The organism is Vibrio sp. 10N.222.49.C9 (assembly GCF_041474985.1).
GTDB classification, from domain to species: Bacteria; Pseudomonadota; Gammaproteobacteria; order Enterobacterales; family Vibrionaceae; genus Vibrio; species Vibrio crassostreae_C.
The window spans coordinates 268,363-294,045 of sequence record NZ_JBFRVD010000018.1; the positions used below are offsets into that span (position 1 = coordinate 268,363).

General features: G+C 45.6%; 20 protein-coding genes. 9 read left to right on the plus strand and 11 right to left on the minus strand.

The window, feature by feature from the left end; translation table 11 throughout:
• Positions 1–15: 15 nt before the first annotated feature.
• Both mrcB and hrpB read right to left on the minus strand, forming a co-directional pair.
• A complete protein-coding gene (mrcB, locus tag AB4585_RS07610) occupies positions 16–2,415 on the minus strand; it encodes a penicillin-binding protein 1B (protein WP_372169499.1) in 2,400 nt (799 codons plus the stop codon).
• Entirely contained in the window at positions 2,412–4,910 is a 2,499-nt protein-coding gene (hrpB, locus tag AB4585_RS07615) for an ATP-dependent helicase HrpB (RefSeq protein ID WP_372169501.1), read from the minus strand. Before hrpB ends, mrcB begins: the two co-directional genes overlap by 4 nt.
• Before the next feature lie 34 nt (positions 4,911–4,944).
• Between hrpB and sfsA the strand changes: the two genes are divergently transcribed.
• The 7 genes from sfsA (at position 4,945) to panC (ending at position 11,011) form a co-directional block, all read left to right on the plus strand.
• Positions 4,945–5,670 carry a DNA/RNA nuclease SfsA gene (gene sfsA, locus AB4585_RS07620; protein WP_048605721.1) on the plus strand — a complete coding sequence of 242 codons (726 nt, stop codon included), beginning with the start codon at positions 4,945–4,947 and terminating at the stop codon, positions 5,668–5,670.
• 135 nt (positions 5,671–5,805) lie between these two features.
• A complete protein-coding gene (gene dksA, locus AB4585_RS07625) occupies positions 5,806–6,252 on the plus strand; it encodes an RNA polymerase-binding protein DksA (protein WP_004738189.1) in 447 nt (148 codons plus the stop codon).
• A 146-nt stretch (positions 6,253–6,398) separates the two neighbouring features.
• Positions 6,399–7,274 (plus strand): tRNA glutamyl-Q(34) synthetase GluQRS, encoded by an 876-nt coding sequence (gene gluQRS, locus AB4585_RS07630; protein ID WP_048658186.1) that lies wholly within the window; start codon positions 6,399–6,401, stop codon positions 7,272–7,274.
• 183 nt (positions 7,275–7,457) lie between these two features.
• Entirely contained in the window at positions 7,458–8,813 is a 1,356-nt protein-coding gene (gene pcnB, locus AB4585_RS07635) for a polynucleotide adenylyltransferase PcnB (RefSeq protein ID WP_019819797.1), read from the plus strand.
• Positions 8,810–9,295, plus strand: a complete 486-nt coding sequence (gene folK, locus AB4585_RS07640; protein ID WP_372169504.1) for a 2-amino-4-hydroxy-6-hydroxymethyldihydropteridine diphosphokinase — start codon at positions 8,810–8,812, stop codon at positions 9,293–9,295. Before pcnB ends, folK begins: the two co-directional genes overlap by 4 nt.
• 22 nt (positions 9,296–9,317) lie before the next feature.
• Positions 9,318–10,112 carry a 3-methyl-2-oxobutanoate hydroxymethyltransferase gene (panB, locus tag AB4585_RS07645; RefSeq protein ID WP_017059433.1) on the plus strand — a complete coding sequence of 265 codons (795 nt, stop codon included), beginning with the start codon at positions 9,318–9,320 and terminating at the stop codon, positions 10,110–10,112.
• 8 nt (positions 10,113–10,120) lie between these two features.
• Positions 10,121–11,011, plus strand: a complete 891-nt coding sequence (gene panC / locus AB4585_RS07650) for a pantoate--beta-alanine ligase (RefSeq protein WP_017059434.1) — start codon at positions 10,121–10,123, stop codon at positions 11,009–11,011.
• 85 nt (positions 11,012–11,096) lie between these two features.
• Here panC and AB4585_RS07655 read toward each other — a convergent pair whose 3' ends face one another.
• The 3 genes from AB4585_RS07655 to AB4585_RS07665 form a co-directional block, all read right to left on the minus strand.
• Entirely contained in the window at positions 11,097–11,867 is a 771-nt protein-coding gene (locus AB4585_RS07655) for an ABC transporter permease (protein ID WP_372169506.1), read from the minus strand.
• Between the two features lies 1 nt (position 11,868).
• The gene (locus AB4585_RS07660) at positions 11,869–12,786 is read right to left on the minus strand and encodes an ABC transporter ATP-binding protein (RefSeq protein WP_017059435.1); all 918 of its coding nucleotides are present in this window, start codon (positions 12,784–12,786) and stop codon (positions 11,869–11,871) included.
• A 336-nt stretch (positions 12,787–13,122) separates the two neighbouring features.
• Complete coding sequence (locus AB4585_RS07665) at positions 13,123–14,754, minus strand: SulP family inorganic anion transporter (RefSeq protein WP_017063247.1); 1,632 nt, start codon at positions 14,752–14,754, stop codon at positions 13,123–13,125.
• A 286-nt stretch (positions 14,755–15,040) separates the two neighbouring features.
• Here AB4585_RS07665 and can point away from each other — a divergent pair, with 286 nt between their 5' ends.
• Positions 15,041–15,709 carry a carbonate dehydratase gene (can, locus tag AB4585_RS07670; RefSeq protein ID WP_017063246.1) on the plus strand — a complete coding sequence of 223 codons (669 nt, stop codon included), beginning with the start codon at positions 15,041–15,043 and terminating at the stop codon, positions 15,707–15,709.
• A gap of 74 nt (positions 15,710–15,783) precedes the next feature.
• Here can and hpt read toward each other — a convergent pair whose 3' ends face one another.
• Complete coding sequence (gene hpt, locus AB4585_RS07675) at positions 15,784–16,314, minus strand: hypoxanthine phosphoribosyltransferase (protein ID WP_017059438.1); 531 nt, start codon at positions 16,312–16,314, stop codon at positions 15,784–15,786.
• 337 nt (positions 16,315–16,651) lie between these two features.
• Between hpt and AB4585_RS07680 the strand changes: the two genes are divergently transcribed.
• The gene (locus tag AB4585_RS07680; RefSeq protein ID WP_019824386.1) at positions 16,652–17,257 is read left to right on the plus strand and encodes a LuxR/HapR/OpaR family quorum-sensing transcriptional regulator; all 606 of its coding nucleotides are present in this window, start codon (positions 16,652–16,654) and stop codon (positions 17,255–17,257) included.
• Between the two features lie 191 nt (positions 17,258–17,448).
• Here AB4585_RS07680 and lpdA read toward each other — a convergent pair whose 3' ends face one another.
• The 5 genes from lpdA to ampD form a co-directional block, all read right to left on the minus strand.
• Positions 17,449–18,879 (minus strand): dihydrolipoyl dehydrogenase, encoded by a 1,431-nt coding sequence (gene lpdA / locus AB4585_RS07685; protein ID WP_017059440.1) that lies wholly within the window; start codon positions 18,877–18,879, stop codon positions 17,449–17,451.
• Positions 18,880–19,121: 242 nt separating this feature from the next.
• Complete coding sequence (aceF, locus tag AB4585_RS07690; protein ID WP_372169508.1) at positions 19,122–21,044, minus strand: pyruvate dehydrogenase complex dihydrolipoyllysine-residue acetyltransferase; 1,923 nt, start codon at positions 21,042–21,044, stop codon at positions 19,122–19,124.
• 26 nt (positions 21,045–21,070) lie between these two features.
• Positions 21,071–23,734 (minus strand): pyruvate dehydrogenase (acetyl-transferring), homodimeric type, encoded by a 2,664-nt coding sequence (gene aceE / locus AB4585_RS07695; RefSeq protein WP_017059442.1) that lies wholly within the window; start codon positions 23,732–23,734, stop codon positions 21,071–21,073.
• 62 nt (positions 23,735–23,796) lie between these two features.
• Positions 23,797–24,558 carry a pyruvate dehydrogenase complex transcriptional repressor PdhR gene (pdhR, locus tag AB4585_RS07700; RefSeq protein ID WP_065584924.1) on the minus strand — a complete coding sequence of 254 codons (762 nt, stop codon included), beginning with the start codon at positions 24,556–24,558 and terminating at the stop codon, positions 23,797–23,799.
• A gap of 483 nt (positions 24,559–25,041) precedes the next feature.
• Positions 25,042–25,641, minus strand: coding sequence for a 1,6-anhydro-N-acetylmuramyl-L-alanine amidase AmpD (gene ampD, locus AB4585_RS07705; protein WP_372072860.1), 600 nt, complete (start codon positions 25,639–25,641; stop codon positions 25,042–25,044).
• Positions 25,642–25,683 lie beyond the last annotated feature (42 nt).

Below are 25,683 nucleotides of genomic sequence, written 5' to 3' on the forward strand. Positions count from 1 at the left end.
TTTCTTGTTACGACTTTACCACTGGAAAAGCTTCTTTAGCCACTGTTTTGGTTGACTTTCACAGCCCTTTTTAATGTTTCCACCCTCATCCCAAAGTGGCAGTTTAACTGCACCATCACAATCAAACTCTAAAGCCCCTTCAGAAGTTCGAGTAAAGTTAGCGGTGACAATTCCTGTCGGCCAAGGCAGTAATAACTGCTCGGGTGTTCTCTGTTTGAGATAATCGGCATAAACACGTAACGCACCACTCGAACCAGTAAGCTTAGTCGGCTTATTATCATCACGTCCTAGCCAGATGGTCGTCACTTCACGGCCATCTACGCCCACGAACCAACTGTCTCGGCTGTCATTACTAGTGCCAGTTTTACCAGCTAACCCTGCCCATGCAAACTGACCTTGTAGGAAACGGCCCGTGCCTTCCGACACGCCACGTTTCATTGCATAGGTTGTAAGCCAAGCGGCTTGCTGGTCAACGCTTTGTGATACACGAGGGATCGACTGATACAGAACCTCGCCATCGTTATCAACAACTGAGCGAAGCGCAGACAAAGGTGCTATACGCCCAGAATTGGTAATGGTTTGATACATCTGCGCAACTTGGAACGGAGTCAGTGAGAACGAACCCAAAAACATCGACGGCACTGGGCGAATCTCATTTTTATCGACCCCCAGTTTTCCAATCGTATCCGAGACACTATCAATGCCTAATTGCATGCCTAAACGAACAGTAGGTACGTTGTAAGACTTAGAAAGCGCCACATACAAAGGCACATCGCCACGGAACTTACGATCGAAGTTTCTCGGGCTCCACACGCTACCTTTACTGCCTTTCAAGCTCAGTGGCGTGTCTTTCAATGTTGTCGCCAACGTGTACTTCTGAGGCTGCTCTAGTGCGGTTAAGTAAATTGCAGGCTTGACCAAAGAACCAATTGGGCGACTCGCGTTCAAGGCACGGTTAAAGCCATCGTAGCCAGTACGCTTACCACCGACCATCGCCCGGATTTCACCGGTATTTCTATCCACGGCAATAGCTGCTGCTTCCAGCTTATTACCTGCGGTTTTCGATAAATCAGGCACCTTACGAGCAATCGACTTCTCTAACTTGTCTTGAGATACCGGATCCAGAGAGGTAAAGACTCGAATCCCTTTTTTCGCCTCAAATCGATCGCCGACATACTTCTTTAGCTCAATGTTTACTTGTTGGAAATAAGCGGGCTGACGGCTAGCAATGCGTGGGTTGTCTTGAATATCCAAATCACGACTCGCCGCCTCTTCGTATTGTCGCGGAGTTAAGATGTCTTGTTGCATCAATAAGCGAAGAACCAGATCGCGTCGAGTCTTAGCACGCTCAGGATAGCGAACCGGATTGTAATACGACGGTCCTTTCACCATACCCACCAGCAGTGCTAGCTGATCGATGCGCAGCTCTTGAATAGGTTGACCAAAATACAAACGAGACGCTAAACCGAAGCCATGAATCGCTTGCCCACCATTCTGTCCAAGATAAACCTCATTTAAGTAAGCCTCTAGGATACGGTCTTTGCTGTAACGATGGTCTAAGATAAGTGCAATGTAGGCTTCACGAACCTTACGCCACAATGTACGTTCACTGGACAGGAACAGGTTTTTTGCCAACTGTTGTGTCAGCGTACTACCACCTTGTACCGTTCGCCCAGCTTTGACGTTAACGACCATTGCACGAGCGATGGCCAGTGGCGACACACCATCGTGTTGATAGAAGTTTCGGTCTTCGGTTGCCAGTAAGGCATCAACCATCACTTCTGGGAACTGATTGCGTTTTAAGAACAGGCGCTGCTCATCGTTACTTTTCTCAAGCATGCCAAGCATTTTCGGCTCAACACGCAAATACCCCATGTCGCCTTTCTTCTCTAGCGACTGAATTCGAGTTAACTCGTTACCGTTGAAATGCAGCATCACATGACGATCCGCTTCGGGTCCATCGACAAACTCGAACGGACGACGAATCATTTCAATCTTGGTTGAAGAAGAGGAGTATTCGCCCGGGTGACGAGGCGCGTTCACCTTACGATAATTAAGCACATCGAGCTCATTCTTAACCTGCACCAAACTCACTGGAGTTCCAGGAGACAGGTCTAGTACTCGCGCATAAACCACAGTTGGCAAATCAAACAGCTGACCTTCAAAACGCTGCTTGACCACAGAATCAAGATAAATACCGACAAACAACAGCAATGCCGCGAGCGCTATGCCCGCTTTCCAAGAAATACCCCACAGGATCTTCAACCAACCTCTTTGACCTGACTTCTTAGCCTTAAGTTTGGTCTTTTTCGCAGTCGCTCTTGGTTTTCTTGGCTTGGCTTTGGTCGCGGGTGACTTCTTTGTTGGCGCTTTTTTAGGTGGTGCCTTTTTTGGCGTTAACATTTTGGTCATCATCGATTCAACTGTCGTTTGGTTTTAGTGGTTGCTACATGGTTAGCAGGGTCATCCGGCCAAGGATGTTTTGGGTAACGGCCTTTCATCTCTTTTTGTACTTCTTTGTACGCGCCAGCCCAAAAGCCAGCTAAATCTTGAGTAATTTGCAGTGGTCGCTGTGCTGGAGAAAGTAGCTCAAGCACGACTTTTTTACGCCCTTGCGCAATCAATGGCGAATCTTGTTCACCAAAGACTTCCTGCATTCGCACTGAGATCACGGGTTCAGACTGACATTGATAACGAATGATCTTCTTGCTGCCTGTCGGCATCACATAGTGCGTTGGTAACCATTGGTCTATCTCTTGATTCAAAGGCCAGCCAAGATAAGCAGACAACGCCTGCTCAATCGAAACACTAGTCAGCCCTTTTGCCGACTTAATGCCATTCAAATATGGTGATAGCCACTCATCAATATGTTCAACCAAACTCGCGTCATCCATCGCTGGCCAATCATGTTCAGGCATCCAAAGCTGAGCGCAGCGTACACGCTCAACCAGCTGTTTAGCCGAAGGTGTCCAATGTAATCGATCCAGCCCGCATCGAGCGACATAGTTGAGCAGCGCTTGGCTCGCCTGATTCGAATCGGGATCGGGTAAAGCTTTGGTGCTGATAATCAGTTTGCCCAGGGACACTCGCTGCTCGGCAACTAAACGGCCACGCTTCTCATCCCAATCGGCGTAATCGGAACGCACAAACAGTTTGGGAAATTGAGCTTCTAGCTGCGCAATATCAACCGCGGTGGCCAAGAAAATCTGACTGGCTCGCCCTGTGCTGCGCATCAAATCAATCACTACGATATAGTCATTGTTCGCCAATGGATCATCGTCACGAACCTCGGCGCCGTGGCCATTAGCAAGACGGAAAGCACTGCTGGTCGCGCTTCTCACTTGTGCAATCCGGTCCGGGAAGGCAAAACAAAGCACTAATGGTAGCAATGATTCGTCAGCTTGTGACAAATCTAAGTGATGATTGAGTTTGCTGGCGAGACTTTTCGCTCGCTGCATCACCACGTTATTTTTCGAATGTTTTCTTTGCTTAAGTCGGTGCAACGAATGCTGAATATCTGTGACGTTGCGTTCAGGCTCTTCAAGTAAAGCGGCGGCGACAATCGCAGCATTCAGCAATGCTTGGCCGTTCTGTTGCGCTTTTATCAGCATGCTGGCGATACGTGGTTCAAGGCCTAAACGTTGAGCCAGTTTACCTAGCGCCGTAAATTGACCATTGCTGTCTAATATATCAAGGCTTTGCAGCAGTTGCTTGGCTTGCTCCACTGCAGCTTGGGGCGGAATGTCTAACCATTGCAACTCGTCTGCATTCGCAGCGCCCCATTGCGTAAATTCAGACACCAGCGAAGACAAATCAGAATGAAGAATCTCAGGCTCTGGTACAGCAGGTTGCTGCATTAGTTGCGTTTCGCTGTACAAACGAACGCACAAGCCCTCTTCAATTCGTCCTGCACGACCCGCTCGTTGTTCAGCAGAAGATTGTGAGATTTTCACTTGCTCGAGCTTGGTGATACCAGTTTTCAAATCAAACTTAGCGACTCTTTCAAGCCCGGAGTCCACCACTAATCGAATACCTTCGATAGTCAAAGAGGTTTCCGCGATATTGGTGGCCAATACCACCTTTCGACGCCCTTTCTCTGATGACTCGATCGCTTTCTGTTGTTGAGGAAAGCTAAGTTGCCCGTAAAGAGGACACACATCGATATCACCAGCAAGCTGTTCAAGTTGAGATTCCACCTGCTTAATCGCAGAAACGCCTGGTAAAAAAGCTAGAAGTGAGCCTGACTCTTTCTCCATCAGAGAGCGAATCACGCTAGCCATTTTAGGGGCTAGATATTCATTTGCGCTAAGAGGCTGATAACGGAAATCGACCGGAAAGGTGCGACCTTGTGATTCTACGTATTTGGCATTGGGCAATAAAGACTGCAGCGCGTGTTGATCTAAGGTTGCCGACATCACAACCACCTTTAGATCGTCACGCAATGCCTCTTGGATCTCTAAGCTAAACGCCAATGCGGTATCGGCGTGAATGCTGCGCTCATGAAATTCATCAAAGATCACCATATCAACCCCAGTCAATTCAGGGTCGGTTTGGATCATTCTTGTCATGATCCCTTCAGTGACGATTTCCAAGCGAGTTGAACTGCTGGTTTTAGATTCACCACGAACTCTAAAGCCAATGCTCTCTCCCACCTCTTCTCCCAATTGGCTCGCCAAGTAAGTCGCAATATTTCTTGCCGCCAAACGCCTAGGTTCAAGCATGATAATTTTGCCTTGAACGGCATTGATCTTAACCAGTTGTAAAGGGAAGAATGTTGACTTACCCGCACCGGGAGCGGCCTTTAGAATAAGTTGAGTGTGTGTTTCTACGCCAGCGAGCAGATCTGGCATCACAGCTTCTATGGGCAGTTGTGGCAATGGGAGAACCTTGTGGTGTAATGTTGGCAACATTGTACATAAAAACCTACCTGTCTAAATAAGTAATATGCAGTTCAATCCCCCATTAGAGCCAGCGACTCTTATTAAACGCTATAAACGCTTTCTCACTGATATCCAACTTCCCGACGGCAGCGAGCGTACTATCCACTGTGCTAACACTGGAGCGATGACAGGATGTGCGACTCCTGGCAATACGGTGTGGTACTCAACCTCCGATAATGCAAAAAGAAAGTACCCAAACAGCTGGGAGATCTCAGAAACAGACAAAGGTCATCGTATTTGTGTAAATACTGCGCGAGCAAACCAGTTGGCAGTGGAAGCAATTGAAAATAATACTATAGTTGAACTCTTAGGCTATAACGCGTTACGAACCGAAGTGAAATATGGCAGTGAGAATAGTCGCATTGATATTCTGCTTGAAGATAACGAAAAGCCGCCTTGTTATATCGAAGTAAAAAGCGTCACTTTGCTCGACGAGCAAGAAACGTCAACTAAAGGGCAAGGCTTTTTCCCTGATGCGGTCACCACCAGAGGCCAAAAACATCTGCGTGAACTCACAGAAATGGTTGAATCTGGAAATAGAGCCGTACTTTTATTCACTGTTTTACATTCAGGTATTGAAAAAGTGTCTGCGGCACACCATATAGACGCCAAATATTCGTTATTACTAAAACAAGCACAAGACGCTGGAGTTGAAGTGCTTTGCTATAAAGCAGAGCTCAGCAATACTCAAATACAACTAAAACAAGCTGTTGAATTTATCAATAGCTAAGCAAAGATGCTGAACTAATCACATTGATTGCAAGTTTGAATAAGAGTATTTGCCACCATTCGTTCTTTCTGCTATAGATACCCGCCTTAAAATTAGCTGCTTTGCAGTTGACTAGGTGTAAATAGGAGATGCTGTATGCCAGAATCTAAGAAAAAAGCGCTAGGCATCCTAGCCATCGCAGGTGTTGAACCGTACCAAGAAAAGCCAGGTGAAGAGTACATGTCACCTGAGCAAACGGAACATTTTACAAAAATTTTAGCAGCTTGGCGCAACCAGCTCAGGGAAGAAGTTGATCGTACTGTGCACCACATGCAGGACGAAGCAGCGAATTTCCCAGACCCAGTTGACCGTGCTTCTCAAGAAGAAGAATTCAGCCTAGAGTTACGTAACCGTGACCGTGAGCGTCGTCTTATCAAAAAAATTGAGAAGACATTAGACAAGATCGAAGAAGACGATTTCGGCTTCTGTGATTCTTGCGGTATCGAGATTGGCATTCGTCGCCTTGAAGCTCGTCCAACTGCTGACCTTTGTATTGACTGTAAAACACTTGCAGAAATCAAAGAGAAACAGATGCAAGGTTAATTCTTGCAGATGTAAAGAAAGGGAGCCTTGGCTCCCTTTTTTGTTGGTGAACTCAGCGTTAAAGCGCGAGTTAGAAACAATAATACGACAGTTAAACGTCTTAAGAATCGGCTACTGCGGTACCATCCAGATTAGGTTGTTCACACATGAATTATATCGGGCGCTTTGCACCATCACCGTCAGGTCCTCTTCATTTTGGCTCACTTGTTGCTGCTCTTGGTAGTTACTTCCAAGCAAAATCTAACCAAGGAAAATGGTTGGTTCGTATGGAAGACTTAGATCCACCAAGAGAAATGGCCGGCGCTGCAGACCTGATTCTTAAGACGCTTGAGGCTTACCATCTATTTTGGGATGGTGAAGTCGTTTATCAAAGCCAGCGTCACGACATGTATCAAGCTCAAATTGATCAATGGGTCGCTGATAAACAAGCCTACTACTGCCAATGTACTCGTAAGCAGATAAAGGCTTTGGGTGGCTTTTACAATGGTCACTGTCGAGATGCAGGCTTAATCGATTCAGGTGAACAAGCGGTGCGCTTACGCATGGATTTTCCTGTAGAGTCCTTTGATGATGTGCGCCACGGCACGATTCAAATCCCTAAAGCATTAGCTGAAGAAGATTTTATTATTAAACGCAGAGATGGATTGTTTGCCTATAACTTGGCCGTTGTCCTTGATGACATCGAACAAGGAGTAACGGAAGTCGTAAGAGGCGCAGACCTGATAGAACCAACAGGTCGACAAATCAGTTTGTACAAGACGCTCAAGCAAAAAACAGTGAGCTACTTGCACTTACCATTGGCAACCGATGACTTGGGGAATAAACTGTCAAAACAGAACCATGCCACCGCAATCAATCTCGACAATCCAAAACCAACGTTACTCAACGCGATGCGATTCTTAGGTTTTGATATCCCGACAGCCCTTTGTGAGGCTTCAATGGATGAGATTTTATTGTGGGGCTGCCAACAATGGAACGTCAGTCAGTTACCTGATAGTTTACAAAAAGAGCACTGTAATTAGCTCGAAACTCACGGCAAATAGCAAAAACGACACATAAAAATGCCATAACCAACCACTGTGGTTAAGCAGACGATGTTCTCAAATGGCTCGCGCTAAGCTATTATTAGCCGCAATTAAACTCTGCACTACCACTTTGGACTAAGAGAAAAACAAAGTTGGCGATACCTACTTTGTTCTAAACTAATGAATACAAACGACAATACCCCAAGCGAACAACGCGGATTCCACGAATTAGCTCTGAATATTTATACTCGTCAAGAGCACAATATTTCACGCAAGCAGATCAGCGACAACGCACTAAAAGTGCTATATCGTCTGAATGGTGCGGGTTTTGACGCATTTCTAGTCGGTGGTGGTGTACGCGATATCTTATTAGGCTCTCAGCCAAAAGATTTTGATATTGCGACCAACGCAACGCCAGAGCAAATCAAACACCTCTTCAGAAACTGTCGCCTTATCGGTCGCCGTTTCCGCTTGGCACATATCATGTTTGGTCGTGACATCATTGAAGTGGCAACTTTCCGTGGCCACCACCAAGAACCATCGAAAAACGTGTCTGCACAATCGAAAGAAGGCATGCTATTGCGCGATAACGTGTATGGCAGTGTTGATGAAGATGCAGAGCGTCGTGATTTCACAATCAATGCGATGTACTACAACATTGCAGACTACAGCATCCACGACTACGCGGGTGGTGTAGAAGATTTAGAAGATAAACTGATCCGCCTGATTGGCGATCCAGAAACGCGTTACCGTGAAGACCCAGTACGTATGCTACGTGCAATGCGCTTCGCCGCTAAACTGGATTTCGATATTGAAGAAGACACAGCTGACCCGATTGAAGAGTTAGCGCACCTTCTAAGAGATATCCCAGCAGCGCGTCTTTACGAAGAGTCTCTGAAATTGCTGCAATCAGGTCACGGTTTAGAAACCTACCACCTAATGCGCGAGTACAACCTCTTTCAGCAGATGTTCCCAGCTGTAGCGGAATACTTCACAGAAGATTACGACTCTCACACAGAGCAGATGCTTGATTTGGTTCTCGATTCAACCGATCTTCGCATCGAAGATGGTAAGCGAGTAAACCCAGCATTCATGTTCGCAGCGATGCTTTGGTACCCAATGAACAAGCTGGCAGACAAACTTGTCGCTGAACAGGGTATGGCGCACTACGACGCGATCATGGAAGCGAGTAACATCATTCTTGATCAGCAAGTAAAGTCTATTGCGATTCCTCGTCGTCACACCGCAACCATTCGCGAAGTTTGGCAACTGCAACTTCGACTGCCTCGTCGCAACGGTAAACGCGCTGTTCGTCTTATGGAGCTCAACAAGTTCCGTGCAGGCTACGATTTCCTAGAAATGCGTGGTGAGATTGAGGGTGGCGAAACTAAAGATCTTGCGAAATGGTGGGAGCGTTATCAAACAGCCGGTCGCAACATGCGTCAAGCGATGGCTAACGACGTTGCAGCACCATCAAAGTCAGGCCATCGTCGCCGTAAGACTTACCGAAACAAAAAGAGTAAGCAATCAGAATGATAACGGCTTACATTGCGGTCGGCAGCAACCTTGCCGACCCAGTTAGCCAAGCAAATTTGGCTATCGAAACGCTAAAAAGCCTACCGCGATCAACGTTTATTGCGACCTCTCAGCTATATAGTAGCACTCCAATGGGGCCGCAAAATCAACCGGACTACATCAACGCGGTAGTCGCTATCCAAACCGAATTAACGCCAATTGAACTGCTTGATTGCACTCAAAAGATCGAGTTAGAGCAAGGGCGCGTCCGTAAAGACGAGCGTTGGGGGCCAAGAACCTTGGACCTCGACATTGTGTTATACGGCAATGAGGTGATCGATTCAGAGCGCTTAATTGTTCCTCATTACGGAATGAAAGAACGAGAGTTTGTACTCTACCCGCTTGCTGAAATCGCACCAAGTTTACAACTCCCTGATGGGACTGAGCTGACAGAAATACTGAAAATAGTAGATAAGAACGGGCTCAATGTTTGGCAACAATAGCCAAGCGCATTAAGGAAAACCAATGAAAAAAGTAACCATTAACGACCTGATCAAATGCAAACGTGAAGGCCGTAAATTCGCGACTTCGACAGCTTATGATGCGAGCTTTGCTCAATTATTCGAAAGCCAAGAAATGCCAGTTCTGCTTGTCGGTGATTCACTGGGTATGGTTTTACAAGGCCATAACGATACATTACCAGTAACTGTTGAAGACATTGCTTACCATACTCGCTCAGTGCGTGCTGGTAGCCCGAACTGTCTTCTTATGGCTGACATGCCTTTCATGAGCTACGCAACGCCAGAACAAGCTTGTGAGAGCGCAGCGACTTTGATGCGTGCTGGTGCGAACATGGTAAAAATCGAAGGCGGAAGCTGGTTGGTTGATACTGTGAAAATGCTAACAGAACGCGCAGTACCAGTATGTGCGCACTTAGGCTTAACGCCTCAATCTGTGAACATCTTTGGTGGTTACAAGATTCAAGGTCGTGACGACGAGCAAGCCGACAAAATGGTTGCTGACGCGTTAGCACTGCAAAACGCAGGCGCTCAAATCGTTCTACTTGAATGTGTGCCAGCTTCATTGGCAAAACGAATTACAGAAGCTTGTGACGTACCGGTTATCGGTATCGGCGCAGGTAATGTTACCGATGGTCAGATCTTGGTTATGCATGACATGTTCGGTATTTCTGCGAACTACATGCCGAAGTTCTCTAAGAACTTCCTAGCAGAAACAGGTGATATGCGTAAGGCAGTAGCTCTATACAAAGAAGAAGTAGAGAGCGCGCGCTTCCCTGATGAAGCTCATACAATCGCTTAGGAGTAAGTATGCAAACTTTTGCTGAAATAGCGGCTCTTCGTGAGCAGATTAAACAGTTTAAGCGTGATGGACGTACGGTTGCTTTTGTACCGACAATGGGAAACCTGCATGAAGGCCACCTGACTCTGGTAAAGAAAGCTCGTGAACTGGCCGACATCGTTGTGGTAAGCATCTTTGTAAACCCAATGCAGTTTGACCGTGCAGACGACCTAAACAACTACCCTCGAACGTTAGAAGCAGATTTAAGCAAACTAACAGGTGAAGGGGTTGAGCTAGTATTTACACCAACGCCAGAGGTGATGTACCCAGATGGATTAGACAAGCAGACGTTTGTTGAGGTCCCTGGCATATCTCACATGCTTGAAGGTGCCTCTCGTCCAGGTCACTTCCGTGGTGTATCAACCATTGTCACTAAACTGTTTAATATCGTTCAGCCAGACTTTGCATGCTTCGGCGAGAAAGACTTTCAGCAACTTGCTGTTATTCGCCAGATGACCACTGATTTAGCATTAGACATTGAAGTTGTCGGCGTTGCGACCGTTCGTGAAATGGATGGTTTGGCAATGAGCTCTCGCAATAGCAACCTAACGATTGACGAGCGCCAACGAGCGCCCGTTTTAGCGCGTACTATGCGCTGGATCAGCAGCGCTATTCGTGGTGGTCGCGATGATTACGCATCAGTGATTGAAGATGCTACTGACCAGCTACGCGCTGCAGATCTTCAACCTGACGAAATCTTCATTTGTGATGCTAAAACTCTGCAAGCGATCACTTCAGAATCAACTCAAGCAGTGATTCTAATGTCGGCTTTCCTAGGTAAGACGCGTCTTATCGATAACCAAGTTCTCGATTTGGTAACGGAAACCAAAGAAGAAGTGAAAGAAGAAACGACTGAATAGTCGGCTTCTGCTCTTAACGCAAAACAAAAAAAGGTCGATGTTATATCGACCTTTTTCTTTACCTGTTACTTAGATGAACCAAAGGTTAGCTACGTAAGCCAATACCCTTTGTCACTAGGTAGTGTGCAATGCCATACAACAGCACGATAAACACACCTAGTACGCCAAACGACGTCACGATCCCCACATCAGACACACCCAAGAAGCCATATCTGAACGCGTTAACCATGTACACGATAGGGTTCAACTTCGATACACCTTGCCAGAATTCAGGCAATAGACTGATCGAGTAGAACACACCACCAAGGTACGTCAGCGGCGTTAAGATAAAGGTTGGGATAATAGAGATATCATCAAACGTGCGTGCGAATACCGCGTTAATCAAGCCACCCAAAGCGAATACTACCGACGTTAAAAATACCGCCGCAATGATCACGCCCCAATGGTCAACTTGTAAGTCGACAAAGAACAACGACACGAAGGTTACTATGGTACCCACTAACAAGCCACGAACCACACCACCCATTACGAAGCCGGCGATAATCACGTAGTTAGGAACAGGCGCTACAAGCAGCTCTTCAATGTTCTTCTGGAACTTGGCACTAAAGAACGATGAAGCAACGTTGGAATATGAGTTGGTGATCACCGACATCATGATCAGACCGGGAACAATGTATTCCATGTAGCTAAAGCCGTTCATTTCACCAATACGCGCACCAATCAGGTTACCGAAGATGATGAAGTAAAGCGTCATGGTAATCGCTGGCGGCACCAGAGTCTGCACCCAGATACGAGTAAAGCGATTGATCTCTTTGGTCAACAAACTGCAGAAAGCGGTCCAATATAGGCTGTACATATTATTTACTCCCCTCACGGACGATACTCACAAATAGCTCTTCTAGACGGTTTGCTTTGTTACGCATAGAGAGGACTTTAACCTGTTGCTCGCTCAATTGAGCAAAGATGGTATTCAAACCTAGGTTCTTGTCGATTTCGATTTCTAGCGAGCCATTGACCATCACTTGGCTATTCACGCCTTCAAGCTTAGGTTCAGTCGTGCCCTCTTCCAGATCCAGAATAAAGGTCTCAGCACTCAATTTGCCCAACAGCGCTTTCATTGTTGTGTTCTCAATCAGCTCACCGCGATTGATGATACCAATGTTGCGACACAGCATTTCTGCTTCTTCTAGGTAGTGCGTGGTCAAGATAATGGTAATGCCCTGCTTCTCATTGATCTCTTTTAGGAATTCCCACATTGAACGACGTAGTTCAATATCAACGCCTGCTGTCGGTTCATCAAGGATCAACAAATGAGGTTCATGCATCAATGCACGCGCGATCATCAAACGACGCTTCATACCACCAGACAAGTTACGCGCGCGTTCGCCACGCTTTTCCCACAGATCGAGTTGAGATAGGTACTTTTTCGCTCGCTCTTTCGCTAATGCTTTTGGCACGCCGTAATAACCCGCTTGTTGCAGCACGATCTGTTCAACGGTTTCAAACGGGTTAAAGTTAAACTCTTGAGGCACAAGGCCTAAGTTCTGCTTCGCCAATTCCAGATCGGTATCAATGTCGTAGCCGAACACTTTAACCTTGCCTGACGTTTTATTTACCAGTGAAGAGATAACACCAATGGTGGTTGATTTACCCGCACCATTGGGACCAAGTAGTGCGTAAAAGTCGCCTTTTTCTACTTGTAAACTAACGCCCTTAAGAGCCTCGAAGCCCCCAGCATAAGTTTTTCTTAATTGCTCAATTTCTAATGCATACATAGAGATAGACTGCCATTTGCTATAGATAAGATGTAGACGGCCGAGCTTGAGGAAGAGAGTAATGCTTAAAACGAACTAGCTGAAAGCTAACCCAAACTTGTTAACTCGGCCATTTTGCGAACAAGTTTATCGTTGATTGACGATGAATACAAATATCGTGTGAGAGTTTCTTTCGAAAACAAATAAGCGTCTTGGCTAGGTGAAGACTAAATCAACGTTCAATAAATATAAAAATGCCGCTAAGTGATTCACTTAACGGCATTAATGATCAGTCTTGAAGTGAGCGTCTATGGCTTATTCATATCAGGTCATTCATATCAGCTTATTACTGAAAAATTAAACTGACTCAAATTGATGCTCATCTCTGTCGACATAGCTTGTTGCTGCCGTCAGGGCTTCATATCTGAATCGATAAGTGTTGGATTCAGGTACTAGGTCAATCACGTGGAACTTCTCTAGTTGTTGACGAGTATTCTCATTAGGACACAGCAGATACACCTCACACTGCGCATCCAATGCATCTTTAATCGCATTCTCTAGCGCTAGGCCAACAGTGACATCAATCATAGGTACATCTGTCAGGTCTAGAATCATCGCTTCATAGTCAGAGATACTTGAGTGCTGACGTGAAATCGCCTTTGAAACGCTGAATATCATCGGCCCTGATAGGTAGAAGAATAGCACCTTACCATTGGCACTATCGAGTAACTGACGTTCGCTATCAGTCAATGGGATATCGTCTTCATCATCACCATCACTGATCGCCTTAACTTGTCTGGCTTGCTCTCGGCTTAATCTTTCAATAATCAGAATATTCGAGATAAACACACCCAGTCCAACGGCAATAATCAAGTCAACAAACACAGTCAATAGCATCACGCCGTACATCACGCCCATGCCGGCATAGCTAACCTTGTGCGCGCGCTGGATAAAGCTCCAATCTAGGATATTGAAACCAACATACATCGCGATACCAGCCAGCACTGCCATAGGAATCGGTTCTGTTAAACCACCTGCAACCAATACCACGAGCGCAAGTACTAAAGCTCGAATAACACCTGAAAGCGGAGAACGCGCTCCCACCTGAATATTGGTTACAGTCCCCATAGTGGCCCCCGCGCCAGGTAGTGCACCAAACAGGCCAGAGATCATATTGGCAATGCCTTGGCCACGAAGCTCTTTGTCTGAGTCATGCTCTTTACGAGTCAATGAATCTCCGATAACCGCGGTCAAAAGCGTATCAATACAACCTAATGTACCAAGCACCAAGGCATCGATAACCATAGTAGTAAACTGTTCAGCGCTGATCGTAGGGATAACGAGGGAAGGTAAACCAGCTGGGATTTCACCAATACGGCGAATAGAGTCGGTATCAAAAATAATGACGGACAAGAGCGTTACAGCCACTAACGCGACCAGTTGAGCAGGCACATACTTACGATACTTAGCGGGGAAGCCAAAAAGAATACCGAGTGTCAGAGCACCTAGAAATAGCTCACTCACTTTTAAGTTTGCTAGCGTATCAGGTAAAGCAGAGAGCGTGCCCATTACACCACCGGATGGAGCGGCATGCCCTAACAATGGAGACAGCTGCAAGATAATCAGAATAACGCCAATGCCCGACATGAATCCGGAGATCACGCTATATGGCATCAAAGTGACGTATTTTCCTAGCTTTAACGTACCAAGTAATATCTGGAATGCACCGGCCATCATCACGACAGTAAAGGTCATTGCCATACCCGTTTCAGGATATTTAGCAACCATACTCGTCATTACGGCAGTCATGATCACCGTCATCGGGCCGGTAGGTTCAGAAATCAAACTACTCGAACCGCCAAACAATGCTGCAAATAGGCCAACCATAATGGCGCCCCACAAGCCAGCTTCAGCTCCCGCGCCAGAAGCAACACCAAATGCCAATGCTAAAGGTAACGAGATGATGGCTGTAGTTACACCGCCAAACATATCCCCTTTGAGATTGATATCCGTAAAACGACTTCCAAACAAAACACACCTTCCTGATGATGAAATGACAAACCTTATCACTTTAGCAAATGTATCAAGTGTTCAGAAAGTGTTAATTCAATCACATTATTCATGTCTTATAACCGGATTATTGATAGTGGGCTAAGTTTATGATTTTCCGTACTAGAACACGTCAGATGAGTAAATTTTGACGCAGTTTTTACGAGATTGAATTTGTAACATTGTGTATAGTTAAGCATCTTAATTGAGGGATGTAAGAAGCAAGATGCCAGAAATAAAACAGCTTTTTGAGAACAATTCCAAATGGTCTGAAGAAATTCGCTCTGAAAGACCTGAGTATTTTACAACGCTTGAAGAGGGTCAAAGCCCTGGTTTTCTATGGATAGGTTGTTCAGATAGCCGAGTTCCAGCCGAGCGCCTGACTGGCTTATATTCTGGAGAACTGTTTGTTCACCGAAACGTGGCCAACCAAGTGGTTCATACAGACCTAAACTGTCTATCTGTTGTTCAGTACGCAGTAGATGTGCTTAAAGTGAAACACATTATTGTCTGTGGTCACTACGGTTGTGGCGGTGTTAACGCGGCGATTGATAACCCTAAACTTGGTCTTATCAACAACTGGTTACTGCACATCCGTGACAATTACCTAAAATACCGCAAGCAAATCGAGGGGCTTCCTCGTGAGCAATGGGGTGACAAGTTATGCGAAATTAACGTCGCAGAACAGGTTTATAACCTAGGTAACTCAACCATTATGCAAAATGCGTGGGAGCGTGGCCAAGACGTTGAAATCCATGGTGTGGTTTATGGTATTGGCGATGGCAAGCTACAGGACCTTGGCGTACGTTGCTCAAGTAACGATACTTTAGAGAACAGTCACTTAGATGCATTAAACAAGATCTTAACGACGCCTCTTCTTAGTCAACAAAGCTAACCCATTCCGTCATATATACAAAAAGCCCGCATCAAGCGGGCTTTTTAATGACTTCTAAACCACAAGCGTAATGATTACTCTTGAGGTACTACCTTACCGATGTACGGTAGGTGACGATATTTTTGTGCGTAGTCGATACCAACACCAACAACAAACTCGTCTGGGATCTCAAAACCAATCCATTTTGTATCGACAGTCACTTCACGGCGAGAAGGCTTGTCTAATAGCGTACAAATTTCGATAGACTTAGGACCACGTAGGCTCAGAATCTCTTTTACTTTAGTCAGCGTGTTACCTGTATCGATAATATCCTCTACAAGTAGAACGTCTTTACCTTGGATATCATCATCAAGATCTTTCAAAATACGAACATCACGTGAGCTTTCCATGCCGTTGCCGTAGCTAGACGCGGTCATGAAATCAACTTGGTGAGTTAAATCGATAGCACGAGCAAGATCTGCCATAAAGACAAAAGATCCACGCAATAAGCCAACTAAAACTAGATCTTCACTACCATTGTAGTGTTCCGTGATCTGTTTGCCTAGTTCGTTCACTCGATCCTGAACTTCTTGCTCAGAGATCATGACTTCAACTGTATGCTTCATACTGCTCTCATTCTATTTGGTGATTGCGACGAATGTTGACAGTTTCGTCAGTTGTGTCGCTCAATTTTGTGCGTAAGTCTAGCACTGCTCAAATACCCACACCACCTTATGGTTCGAATTTACTGTCAGATTCTCAACGAAATGTGCGCTGGTGCCTTATCCAATACTCGTCTCCTTTCACATCAATGCTGATCACGCTTTATGTATCAAGTTTGATGTAACTGTCTATAAAACAAGCTGAAAGGATTGACCATTCGCATATGCACCATTACACTCATCTTGGCTTAAATAATAATAAAATCATTAATATAAAAATTTCGTTGGCAAGGAAAATAAAATGGACTCAATATCTAAGAGACCTAGAACTAGGCTTTCACCTTTAAAAAGAAAACTTCAATTGATGGAAATCGCTCTTGAGGTATTCTCTCGCCGCGGTATCGGTCGTGGTGGACACGCTGATATTGCAGACATCGCTCAGGTGTCTGTCGCAACTGTATTTAACTACTTCCCTACCCGTGAAGATCTGGTTGATGAAGTACTAAATCACGTTGTACGCCAATTCTCTAACTTCCTTTCAGACAATATCGATCTGGATATTCACGCAAAACAAAACCTACATAATATTGCGACTGAAATGGTGACGTTAGTGGCTCAAGATAGCCATTGGTTAAATGTGTGGTTCGAATGGAGCGCTTCGACTCGTGATGAAGTATGGCCGCTATTCGTAACAACGAACCGCACTAACCAAATGTTAGTACAAAACATGTTTAGCAAAGCGATTGAACGTGGCGAAGTTTGTGACGATCACGATCCTAAACATCTAGCCAATCTATTCCACGGCATTTGCTACTCGCTATTCATCCAAGCAAAACGTGTAGAAACGCCAGAAGAGCTTTCAAGCTTAACGGATAGCTACTTGAACATGCTGTGCATTTATAAGTAGATTCGAGTAAATAATTTAAGGGTTGGCCTAATGGGCCAACCCTTTTTTGTAGAATGGAATGTCTCTTCGCATCCCGAAGCGCAGCGTACTCGCATCTCGGAGTGAAACGTTCCTGCTCTTTTCTTCAGACATAAAAAAACCGCTGACGAATCAGCGGCTTTTAAAAACATTAGCGAGTGGCTAAAGAAGGATTACTTCTTCTTTTTCACTGCTTTCTTGTTTGGAAGGTCAGTGATTGAACCTTCGAATACTTCCGCAGCTAGACCAACAGACTCGTGTAGAGTTGGGTGAGCGTGGATAGTAAGTGCGATATCTTCTGCATCACAACCCATTTCGATTGCTAGGCCGATTTCGCCAAGAAGTTCACCACCGTTAGTACCAACAACAGCACCACCGATTACGCGATGAGTATCTTTATCGAAGATCATCTTAGTAACGCCATCTGCACAGTCAGAAGCGATTGCACGACCAGAAGCAGCCCAAGGGAAAGTAGCAACTTCGTAATTGATGCCTTCCGCTTTCGCTTCTTTCTCAGTCTTACCTACCCAAGCAACTTCTGGCTCAGTGTACGCAATTGATGGGATTACTTTAGGGTCGAAGTAGTGCTTCTTACCAGAGATAACTTCAGCAGCTACGTGACCTTCATGCACACCTTTGTGAGCAAGCATTGGTTGACCAACAACGTCACCGATCGCGTGGATGTGAGGAACGTTAGTACGCATTTGCTTATCAACATTGATGAAACCACGCTCATCAACTTCGATACCCGCTTTTTCAGCGTCGATAAGTGCACCGTTTGGAACACGACCGATAGCAACAAGAACAGCATCGTAGCGTTCAGCTTCAGCTGGTGCTTTTTTGCCTTCCATTGAAACATAGATACCGTCTTCTTTTGCTTCAACAGCAGTCACTTTAGTTTCAAGCATTAGCTTGAACTTGTTCTTAATGCGCTTAGTGAAAACTTTAACGATGTCTTTATCCGCAGCAGGGATAACTTGATCGAACATCTCTACAACTTCAACTTTAGAACCTAGAGAGTGGTAAACCGTACCCATCTCAAGACCGATGATACCGCCGCCCATGATAAGCAGTTTTTCAGGTACTTCGTTTAGTTCTAGTGCATCCGTAGAATCCCAAATACGTGGGTCTTCATGTGGGATGAAAGGAAGTTTGATTGGGCGAGAACCCGCAGCAATGATTGCGTTGTCGAAGTTAACAGTTGTTGCTTCGCCTTCGCCTTCAACAAGAATGCTGTTAGGACCAGTGAACTTACCGAAACCGTTAACAACAGTAACGTTACGCATCTTAGCCATACCGCCAAGACCGCCAGTTAGTTGATCAACTACTTTTTCTTTCCAGATACGGATCTTGTTGATGTCCGTTTGTGGCTCGCCGAATACAACGCCGTGCTCTGCCATCGCTTTAGCTTCTTCGATTACTTTAGAAACGTGAAGAAGTGCTTTTGATGGAATACAACCAACGTTTAGACATACACCACCAAGAGTGCTGTAACGTTCAACTAGTACTGTTTCTAGACCTAAATCCGCACAACGGAATGCCGCTGAGTAACCAGCAGGACCTGAACCAAGTACAACAACTTGGGCTTTAATTTCTTTGCTCATTGTGACCTCTTGTAGTCATTATCCCTAACAGGCTGAGTAGATGTTCTTAAAATTATTGGGCTTTCAAACAGGAAACATTTTACAGAGATGTTAACAGTGTGAAAGTAGCTTTAAGTTAGCCTGTGAGCTAGACAACAATTCCCCATCAGATTATGAGAAATGCAGGAAACTGTTGTCTAAAAATAGTCTTTATATAAAGAATTAAGGTGACCCGAAAGTCACCTTAATAATTACTTTCTCAATTACAGTACTAGACGACGAATGTCAGATAGTGCGCTGTTTAGGAAAGTAATGAAGCGTGCACCTTCAGCACCATCGATCACACGGTGGTCGTATGATAGAGACAGTGGAAGCTGTAGACGTGGTTGGAACTCTTTACCATTCCAAACTGGCTTAATTTCAGACTTAGATACACCTAGGATACCTACTTCTGGAGCATTTACGATTGGAGTAAATGCAGTGCCGCCAATACCACCAAGGCTAGAGATTGTGAAACAACCGCCTTGCATGTCTGCCGCTGTTAGCTTACCAGAACGTGCTTTCTTAGAAACAGCCATTAGCTCTTCAGATAGCTCGTAAATGCCTTTCTTGTTCACGTCTTTGAAGACAGGAACAACTAGACCGTTTGGTGTATCAACAGCGATACCCACGTTTACGTACTTCTTAAGAATGATGCTTTCGCCATCTTCAGAAAGAGAAGAGTTAAACGCTGGGAATGCTTCTAGCGCTTTAGCAACAGCTTTCATGATGAACACAAGTGGAGTGATCTTCATGCCAGTGTCTTTCTTCGCTTCGATTGCGTTCTGTTCTTTACGGAATGCTTCTAGCTCAGTGATGTCTGCGTTGTCCCATTGTGTAACGTGAGGGATCATTACCCAGTTACGGTGCAGGTTAGCGCCAGAGATCTTCTTAATCTTAGAAAGCTTCTGAACTTCAGTTTCGCCGAACTTGCTGAAGTCAACTTTTGGCCATGGTAGTAGACCAAGTGCAGAACCGTCGCCGCCTTTGCCAGATGCAGCTGCACCAGACTCAAGACGCTTAAGTGCATCTTTAACGTAAGACTGAACGTCTTCTTTAAGGATACGGCTCTTACGACCAGTACCTTTAACCTTAGAAAGGTTAACGCCGAATTCACGAGCTAGACGACGAACTACTGGAGAAGCGTGCGCGTAGTCACCGTTCTCTTGGAAGTCGCCAGCTGCTGGAGCCGCTGCAGGTGCTTCTGCTTTAGGAGCCGGTGCCGCCGCTGGAGCTGCTGCTTGTGCAGGTGCTGCAACAGGAGCAGGCGCTGCGCCTTCAACCGGAGTGCCGGCCACGACGAAAGTCATGATTAGAGAGCCAGTTGACACTTTGTCGCCAGCTGCAATCTTAATCTCTTTTACTGTACCAGCGAATGGTGCAGGAACTTCCATTGAAGCTTTGTCGCCTTCAACAGTAATTAGAGATTGCTCTTCTTCTACTGTATCGCCAACCGCTACCATGATTTCAGTAACTTCTACTTCGTCACCACCGATATCAGGAACGTTTACTTCTTTTTCAGCTGATGCTGCTGGAGCCGCTGCAACTGGTGCCGCCGCTGGAGCAGGAGCTGCTGCAACTGGAGCGCCAGAGCCCGCTACTTCAAATACCATTACTAGAGAACCAGTCGATACTGAGTCACCAGAAGCGATCTTGATTTCTTTAACGATACCAGCGAATGGTGCAGGAACTTCCATTGAAGCCTTGTCACCTTCAACAGTAAGAAGAGATTGCTCTTCTTCTACTGCGTCACCGATAGCAACCATGATTTCAGTTACTTCAACTTCATCACCGCCGATGTCAGGAACGTGAACTTCTTTAAGCTCAGCTGCCGTTGCAGGAGCAGCTGCAACTGGTGCCGCCGCTTCAACTGCTGGAGCAGCCGGTGCTGCTGCAGCACCTTCCGCAGGAGAGCCTGCCTCTTCAAAGATCATGATAAGAGAACCAGTAGAAACAGAATCGCCTTCCGCTACTTTGATTTCTTTAACGATACCCGCTTGAGACGCAGGAACTTCCATTGAAGCTTTGTCGCCTTCAACAGTGATCAGTGACTGCTCTTCTTCAACCTTGTCGCCAACGTTTACAAGAATCTCAGTTACTTCAACCTCGTCAGCACCGATGTCTGGTACATTAATTTCGATTGTCATTGTATTTACCTACCTTAATGCCAGTCTTATGCGTATTGCGGGTTAGTTTTTTCAGTGTCGATATCGAATTTAGCAATTGCTTCAACAACTACAGATTTCTCGATGTCACCACGTTTAGCCAGTTCAGTTAGAGCTGCAACTACGATGTAGCCAGCGTTCACTTCGAAGTGACGACGTAGGTTTGCACGGCTGTCAGAACGGCCGAAACCATCTGTACCAAGTACTTTGTAAGACTCAGTTGGCATGTACGCACGTACTTGCTCAGCGTAGTTCTTCATGTAGTCAGTCACTGCGATTGCAGGTTCTTTACCAAGAACAGTCGTGATGTACGGTACTTTCTCTTCAGCTTCTGGGTGAAGCATGTTGTCACGCTCTACCGCTTGGCCGTCACGAGTTAGTTCGTTGAACGACGTTACTGAGAATACGTCAGATGCTACGCCGTACTCTTCGCTTAGAATTTCAGCCGCTTTACGCGCTTCGTTCATGATAGTACCAGAGCTCATTAGTTGAACTTTGCCCTTAGCACCAGCGTGAGATTCAAGCTTGTAGATACCTTTACGGATGCCTTCTTCAGCGCCTTCTGGCATTGCTGGCATTGCGTAGTTCTCGTTCATTACTGTTAGGTAGTAGTAAACGTTCTCTTGCTCAGGACCGTACATGCGACGGATACCGTCTTGCATGATTACCGCTAGCTCGTAAGCGAACGTTGGGTCGTAAGAGATACAGTTAGGGATAGTGTTCGCTTGGATGTGCGAGTGACCATCTTCGTGCTGTAGACCTTCACCGTTCAGTGTTGTACGACCTGCAGTAGCACCTAGTAGGAAGCCACGAGCTTGTTGGTCGCCTGCTAGCCATGCCATGTCACCAATACGTTGGAAACCGAACATTGAGTAGTAGATGTAGAACGGGATCATCGGTAGATCGTTTGTGCTGTATGAAGTTGCAGCAGCAACCCATGAAGCCATAGAACCTAGTTCGTTGATACCTTCTTGAAGAACTTGACCAGACGTTGCTTCTTTGTAGTAAGAAACGATGCCTTTATCTTCAGGTGTGTATTCTTGACCGTGTGGGTTGTAGATACCAACCTGACGGAATAGACCTTCCATACCGAATGTACGAGCTTCATCACAGATGATAGGAACGATGTTCTTACCAATGTTCTTATCTTTAAGAAGGATGTTTAGCGTACGTACATAAGCCATAGTTGTAGAGATATCACGCTTCTGTTCACCTAGTAGAGGTGCGAATGCGTCTAGCTCAGGAACCTTGAACTCTTGAGTAAACTTAGGAAGACGTGCAGGTGTGTAACCGTGTAGAGCGTTACGACGAGCGTGCATGTATTCGTACTCAGGCGTACCTTCTTCCAATTTCAGGTAAGGAAGTTCAGCGATCTTCTCATCTGAAAGGATGTCTTCTAGGCCTAGGCGATCACGTAGGTGTTGAACATGAGTCATGTCCATTTTCTTAACACCGTGTGCAATGTTCTTACCTTCAGCTGCATCACCCATGCCGTAACCTTTAACAGTCTTAGCTAGGATTACAGTTGGCTTACCGTTTGTCTCTTTAGCATTGTTGAATGCAGCAAACAGTTTAGAAGAATCGTGACCACCACGCTTAAGAGCGAAGATTTCGTCATCAGTCATGTCTGCAACTAGTGCAGCTGTTTCTGGGTACTTACCAAAGAAGTGCTCACGTACGTATGCGCCATCTTTAGATTTGAATGTTTGGTAGTCACCATCGATAGTTTCGTTCATTAGTTGAAGAAGCTTACCAGTAGTGTCTTTAGCTAGTAGAGAATCCCAGTTGCTACCCCAGATAACTTTAACAACGTTCCAACCTGCACCTTTGAATAGGCCTTCAAGTTCTTGGATGATGCTACCGTTACCCATTACAGGGCCGTCTAGACGCTGTAGGTTACAGTTGATTAGGAAACATAGGTTGTCTAGCTTCTCACGCGCAGCGAAAGAGATAGCACCACGTGATTCTGGCTCATCCATCTCACCGTCACCTAGGAACGCGTATACGCGTTGCGCTGAAGTTTCTTTCAGGCCACGGCCGTCAAGGTACTTAAGGAAGCGCGCTTGGTAGATAGCAGAGATAGGGCCAAGACCCATAGATACTGTCGGGAACTGCCAGAACTCAGGCATCAGTTTCGGGTGCGGGTAAGAAGGGATACCTTTACCATCAACTTCTTGACGGAAGTTATCTAGCTGTTCTTCAGTTAGACGACCTTCAACGAATGCACGAGAGTAGATACCTGGAGAGATGTGACCTTGGTAGTAAACTAGATCGCCACCGTCTGTCTCGTTTGGAGCACGGAAGAAGTGGTTGAAACATACTTCGTAGAACGCTGCTGCTGACTGGTAAGAAGCCATGTGACCACCAAGGTCTAGGTCTTTCTTAGAAGCACGCAATACGATCATGATTGCGTTCCAGCGAATAATCGAACGAATACGACGCTCAAGAGTTACGTCACCAGGGTAAGCTGGCTCTTGTGCTGCTGGAATTGTGTTGATGTAGTTTGTGTTGATGCCTGTAGCCATATCAACACCATCTAAACGCGCTTTATCTAGAACTTGTTCTAGTAAAAACTGTGCACGTTCTACACCTTCTTCACGTACTACTGACTCAAGAGCTTCTAACCAATCTTGAGTTTCCAGAGCATCAACGTCATGCTTCATGTCAGACATGGCGATCTATCCTTTTTGTTAGTTGGATTCTACTAAACACGTAAATAGCCGAAGTATTACGGCTATTTACCCTGTTGAATTCGACGTAAAGAACGTTCGCGGCGCGACTCTTCTTTGGTCAAATCCATCAATGTTTCTTCGATGTAAGCTAAATGAGAGTGTGACATTTCACGTGCCTGTTCTGGCTGTCCTGAAACGATCGCATCCACAATGTTAGCTCGATGTATACTCACTTTCTCCACAACGTCTTTACGACGATGCAACAGCTTTAAATTTTCTAAGACGTTTTGTTCGAGTAACGGAGCCAAACTACGAACAATGTGCAATAACACCACATTGTGCGCTGCCTCTGTTAAAGCAATAAGAAAAGCCATCACCGCTGCAGATTCGGCTTCAATATCAACCTTATCTTGCGCACCGCGAATTTTTTCTTGGCATGCTTGAATTCGAGCAAAGTCTTCATCAGTTCCACGCAATGCCGCGAAGTAAGCCGAAATCCCTTCCATCGCATGACGCGATTCCAACAAGTCTAGTTGGGTTTCAGAATGGGACGACAACAAATTAAGCAAAGGATCTGAAAAGCTTTTCCAGATATTTTCGCTAACAAACGTACCTCCACCTTGACGGCGAGTAAGCAAGCGTTTTGCTTCTAAACGTTGTATCGCTTCTCGGATTGAAGGACGAGACACATCGAACTGTTTCGCCAGTTCGCGCTCAGGCGGCAGCTGCTGCCCTGGAGCCAGTGTTCCTTCCACTATCAACCTTTCTAACTCTTGTTCGATAACATCGGAGAGTTTTGGCTGACGAATCCTTTGATAAGCCATAGTTTGTTGTTCTTCTTTTTCTTCGCTGACAATTGGTAATACCAATTTTAAGTTGGGCAGAAATTAACATAATTAAAACGCCACTGTCCAGCCTAAAATTGACCTGCATCATAGAATACAGCGTGAATTAACCATGATTTAACAAATGAAATTTAAAGCAGCAACCAAATTGGTCTTACCATTTACAGGGGTAATACTTTTGGGGAGTGCTCGTGCTAGAAAGTTTCAGGATAAAAATGAATTGTTTCAGAAAGATTAGCGTCACTTGTTTAAAAACCGAACCAAGCGCACATTTAGGGTGGAAATTCTTTTCATAAATTTTAATAAATGAGTGTTTGATAAGTTCGTCACACTCTCAATTTATTGATGCGCTTCTCTCCACCACTTTCTTTACATCGCAACAACAAAAATTCACAAGTCATTATGCTAGGCGTTGACTATTCAACGCCCACCAGCGGTAAGCCCATCGTCAAAGACTGAGGCTTAAACTTTGAGATTTTTTTTAAACTTCTGCCAATCGAACACCAAGCCAGGGTCAGTTTTACGCAGAGGCGCTATGTATTGATGGCCAGTGATACGTTCGCTGGTGATTTGAGGGAACGTAGATACGATCGTTGCTGTTAGTTGGCTAAGCGCTTGATACTGCTGCTCGCTATAAGCCACAAAGTCACTGCCTTCCAGTTCAATACCAATCGAATAGTCATTACACCTTTCACGCCCTGCAAAACTCGACTGGCCAGCATGCCAAGCTCGGTCGAAGAAAGAAACGAATTGCACCACTTCCCCATCTCGACGAATCAAACAGTGCGCTGATACGCCCATTTGGTGAATCACCTTAAAAAACGGGTGTTCCGACGGGTCTAGCTTACCCGTAAAAAACTGTTCGATGTAAGGGCCACCAAATTGACCCGGAGGCAAGCTAATGTTGTGCACCACCAGCAGAGAGATATCGTCGGCACTCGGCCTAGCATCAAAATACGGGGAAGGAACATGCCGAGCGTTGTCGTACCATCCGTTAGAGCTGATCGTCATCTTGGTCTCACTTTCGTTTCTGCTAGCACAATAAGATGTGACCTTGCCCATAGAGCAGTCGCGCTAGCCTCTTTAATTTGAAGTTAAGCAAGA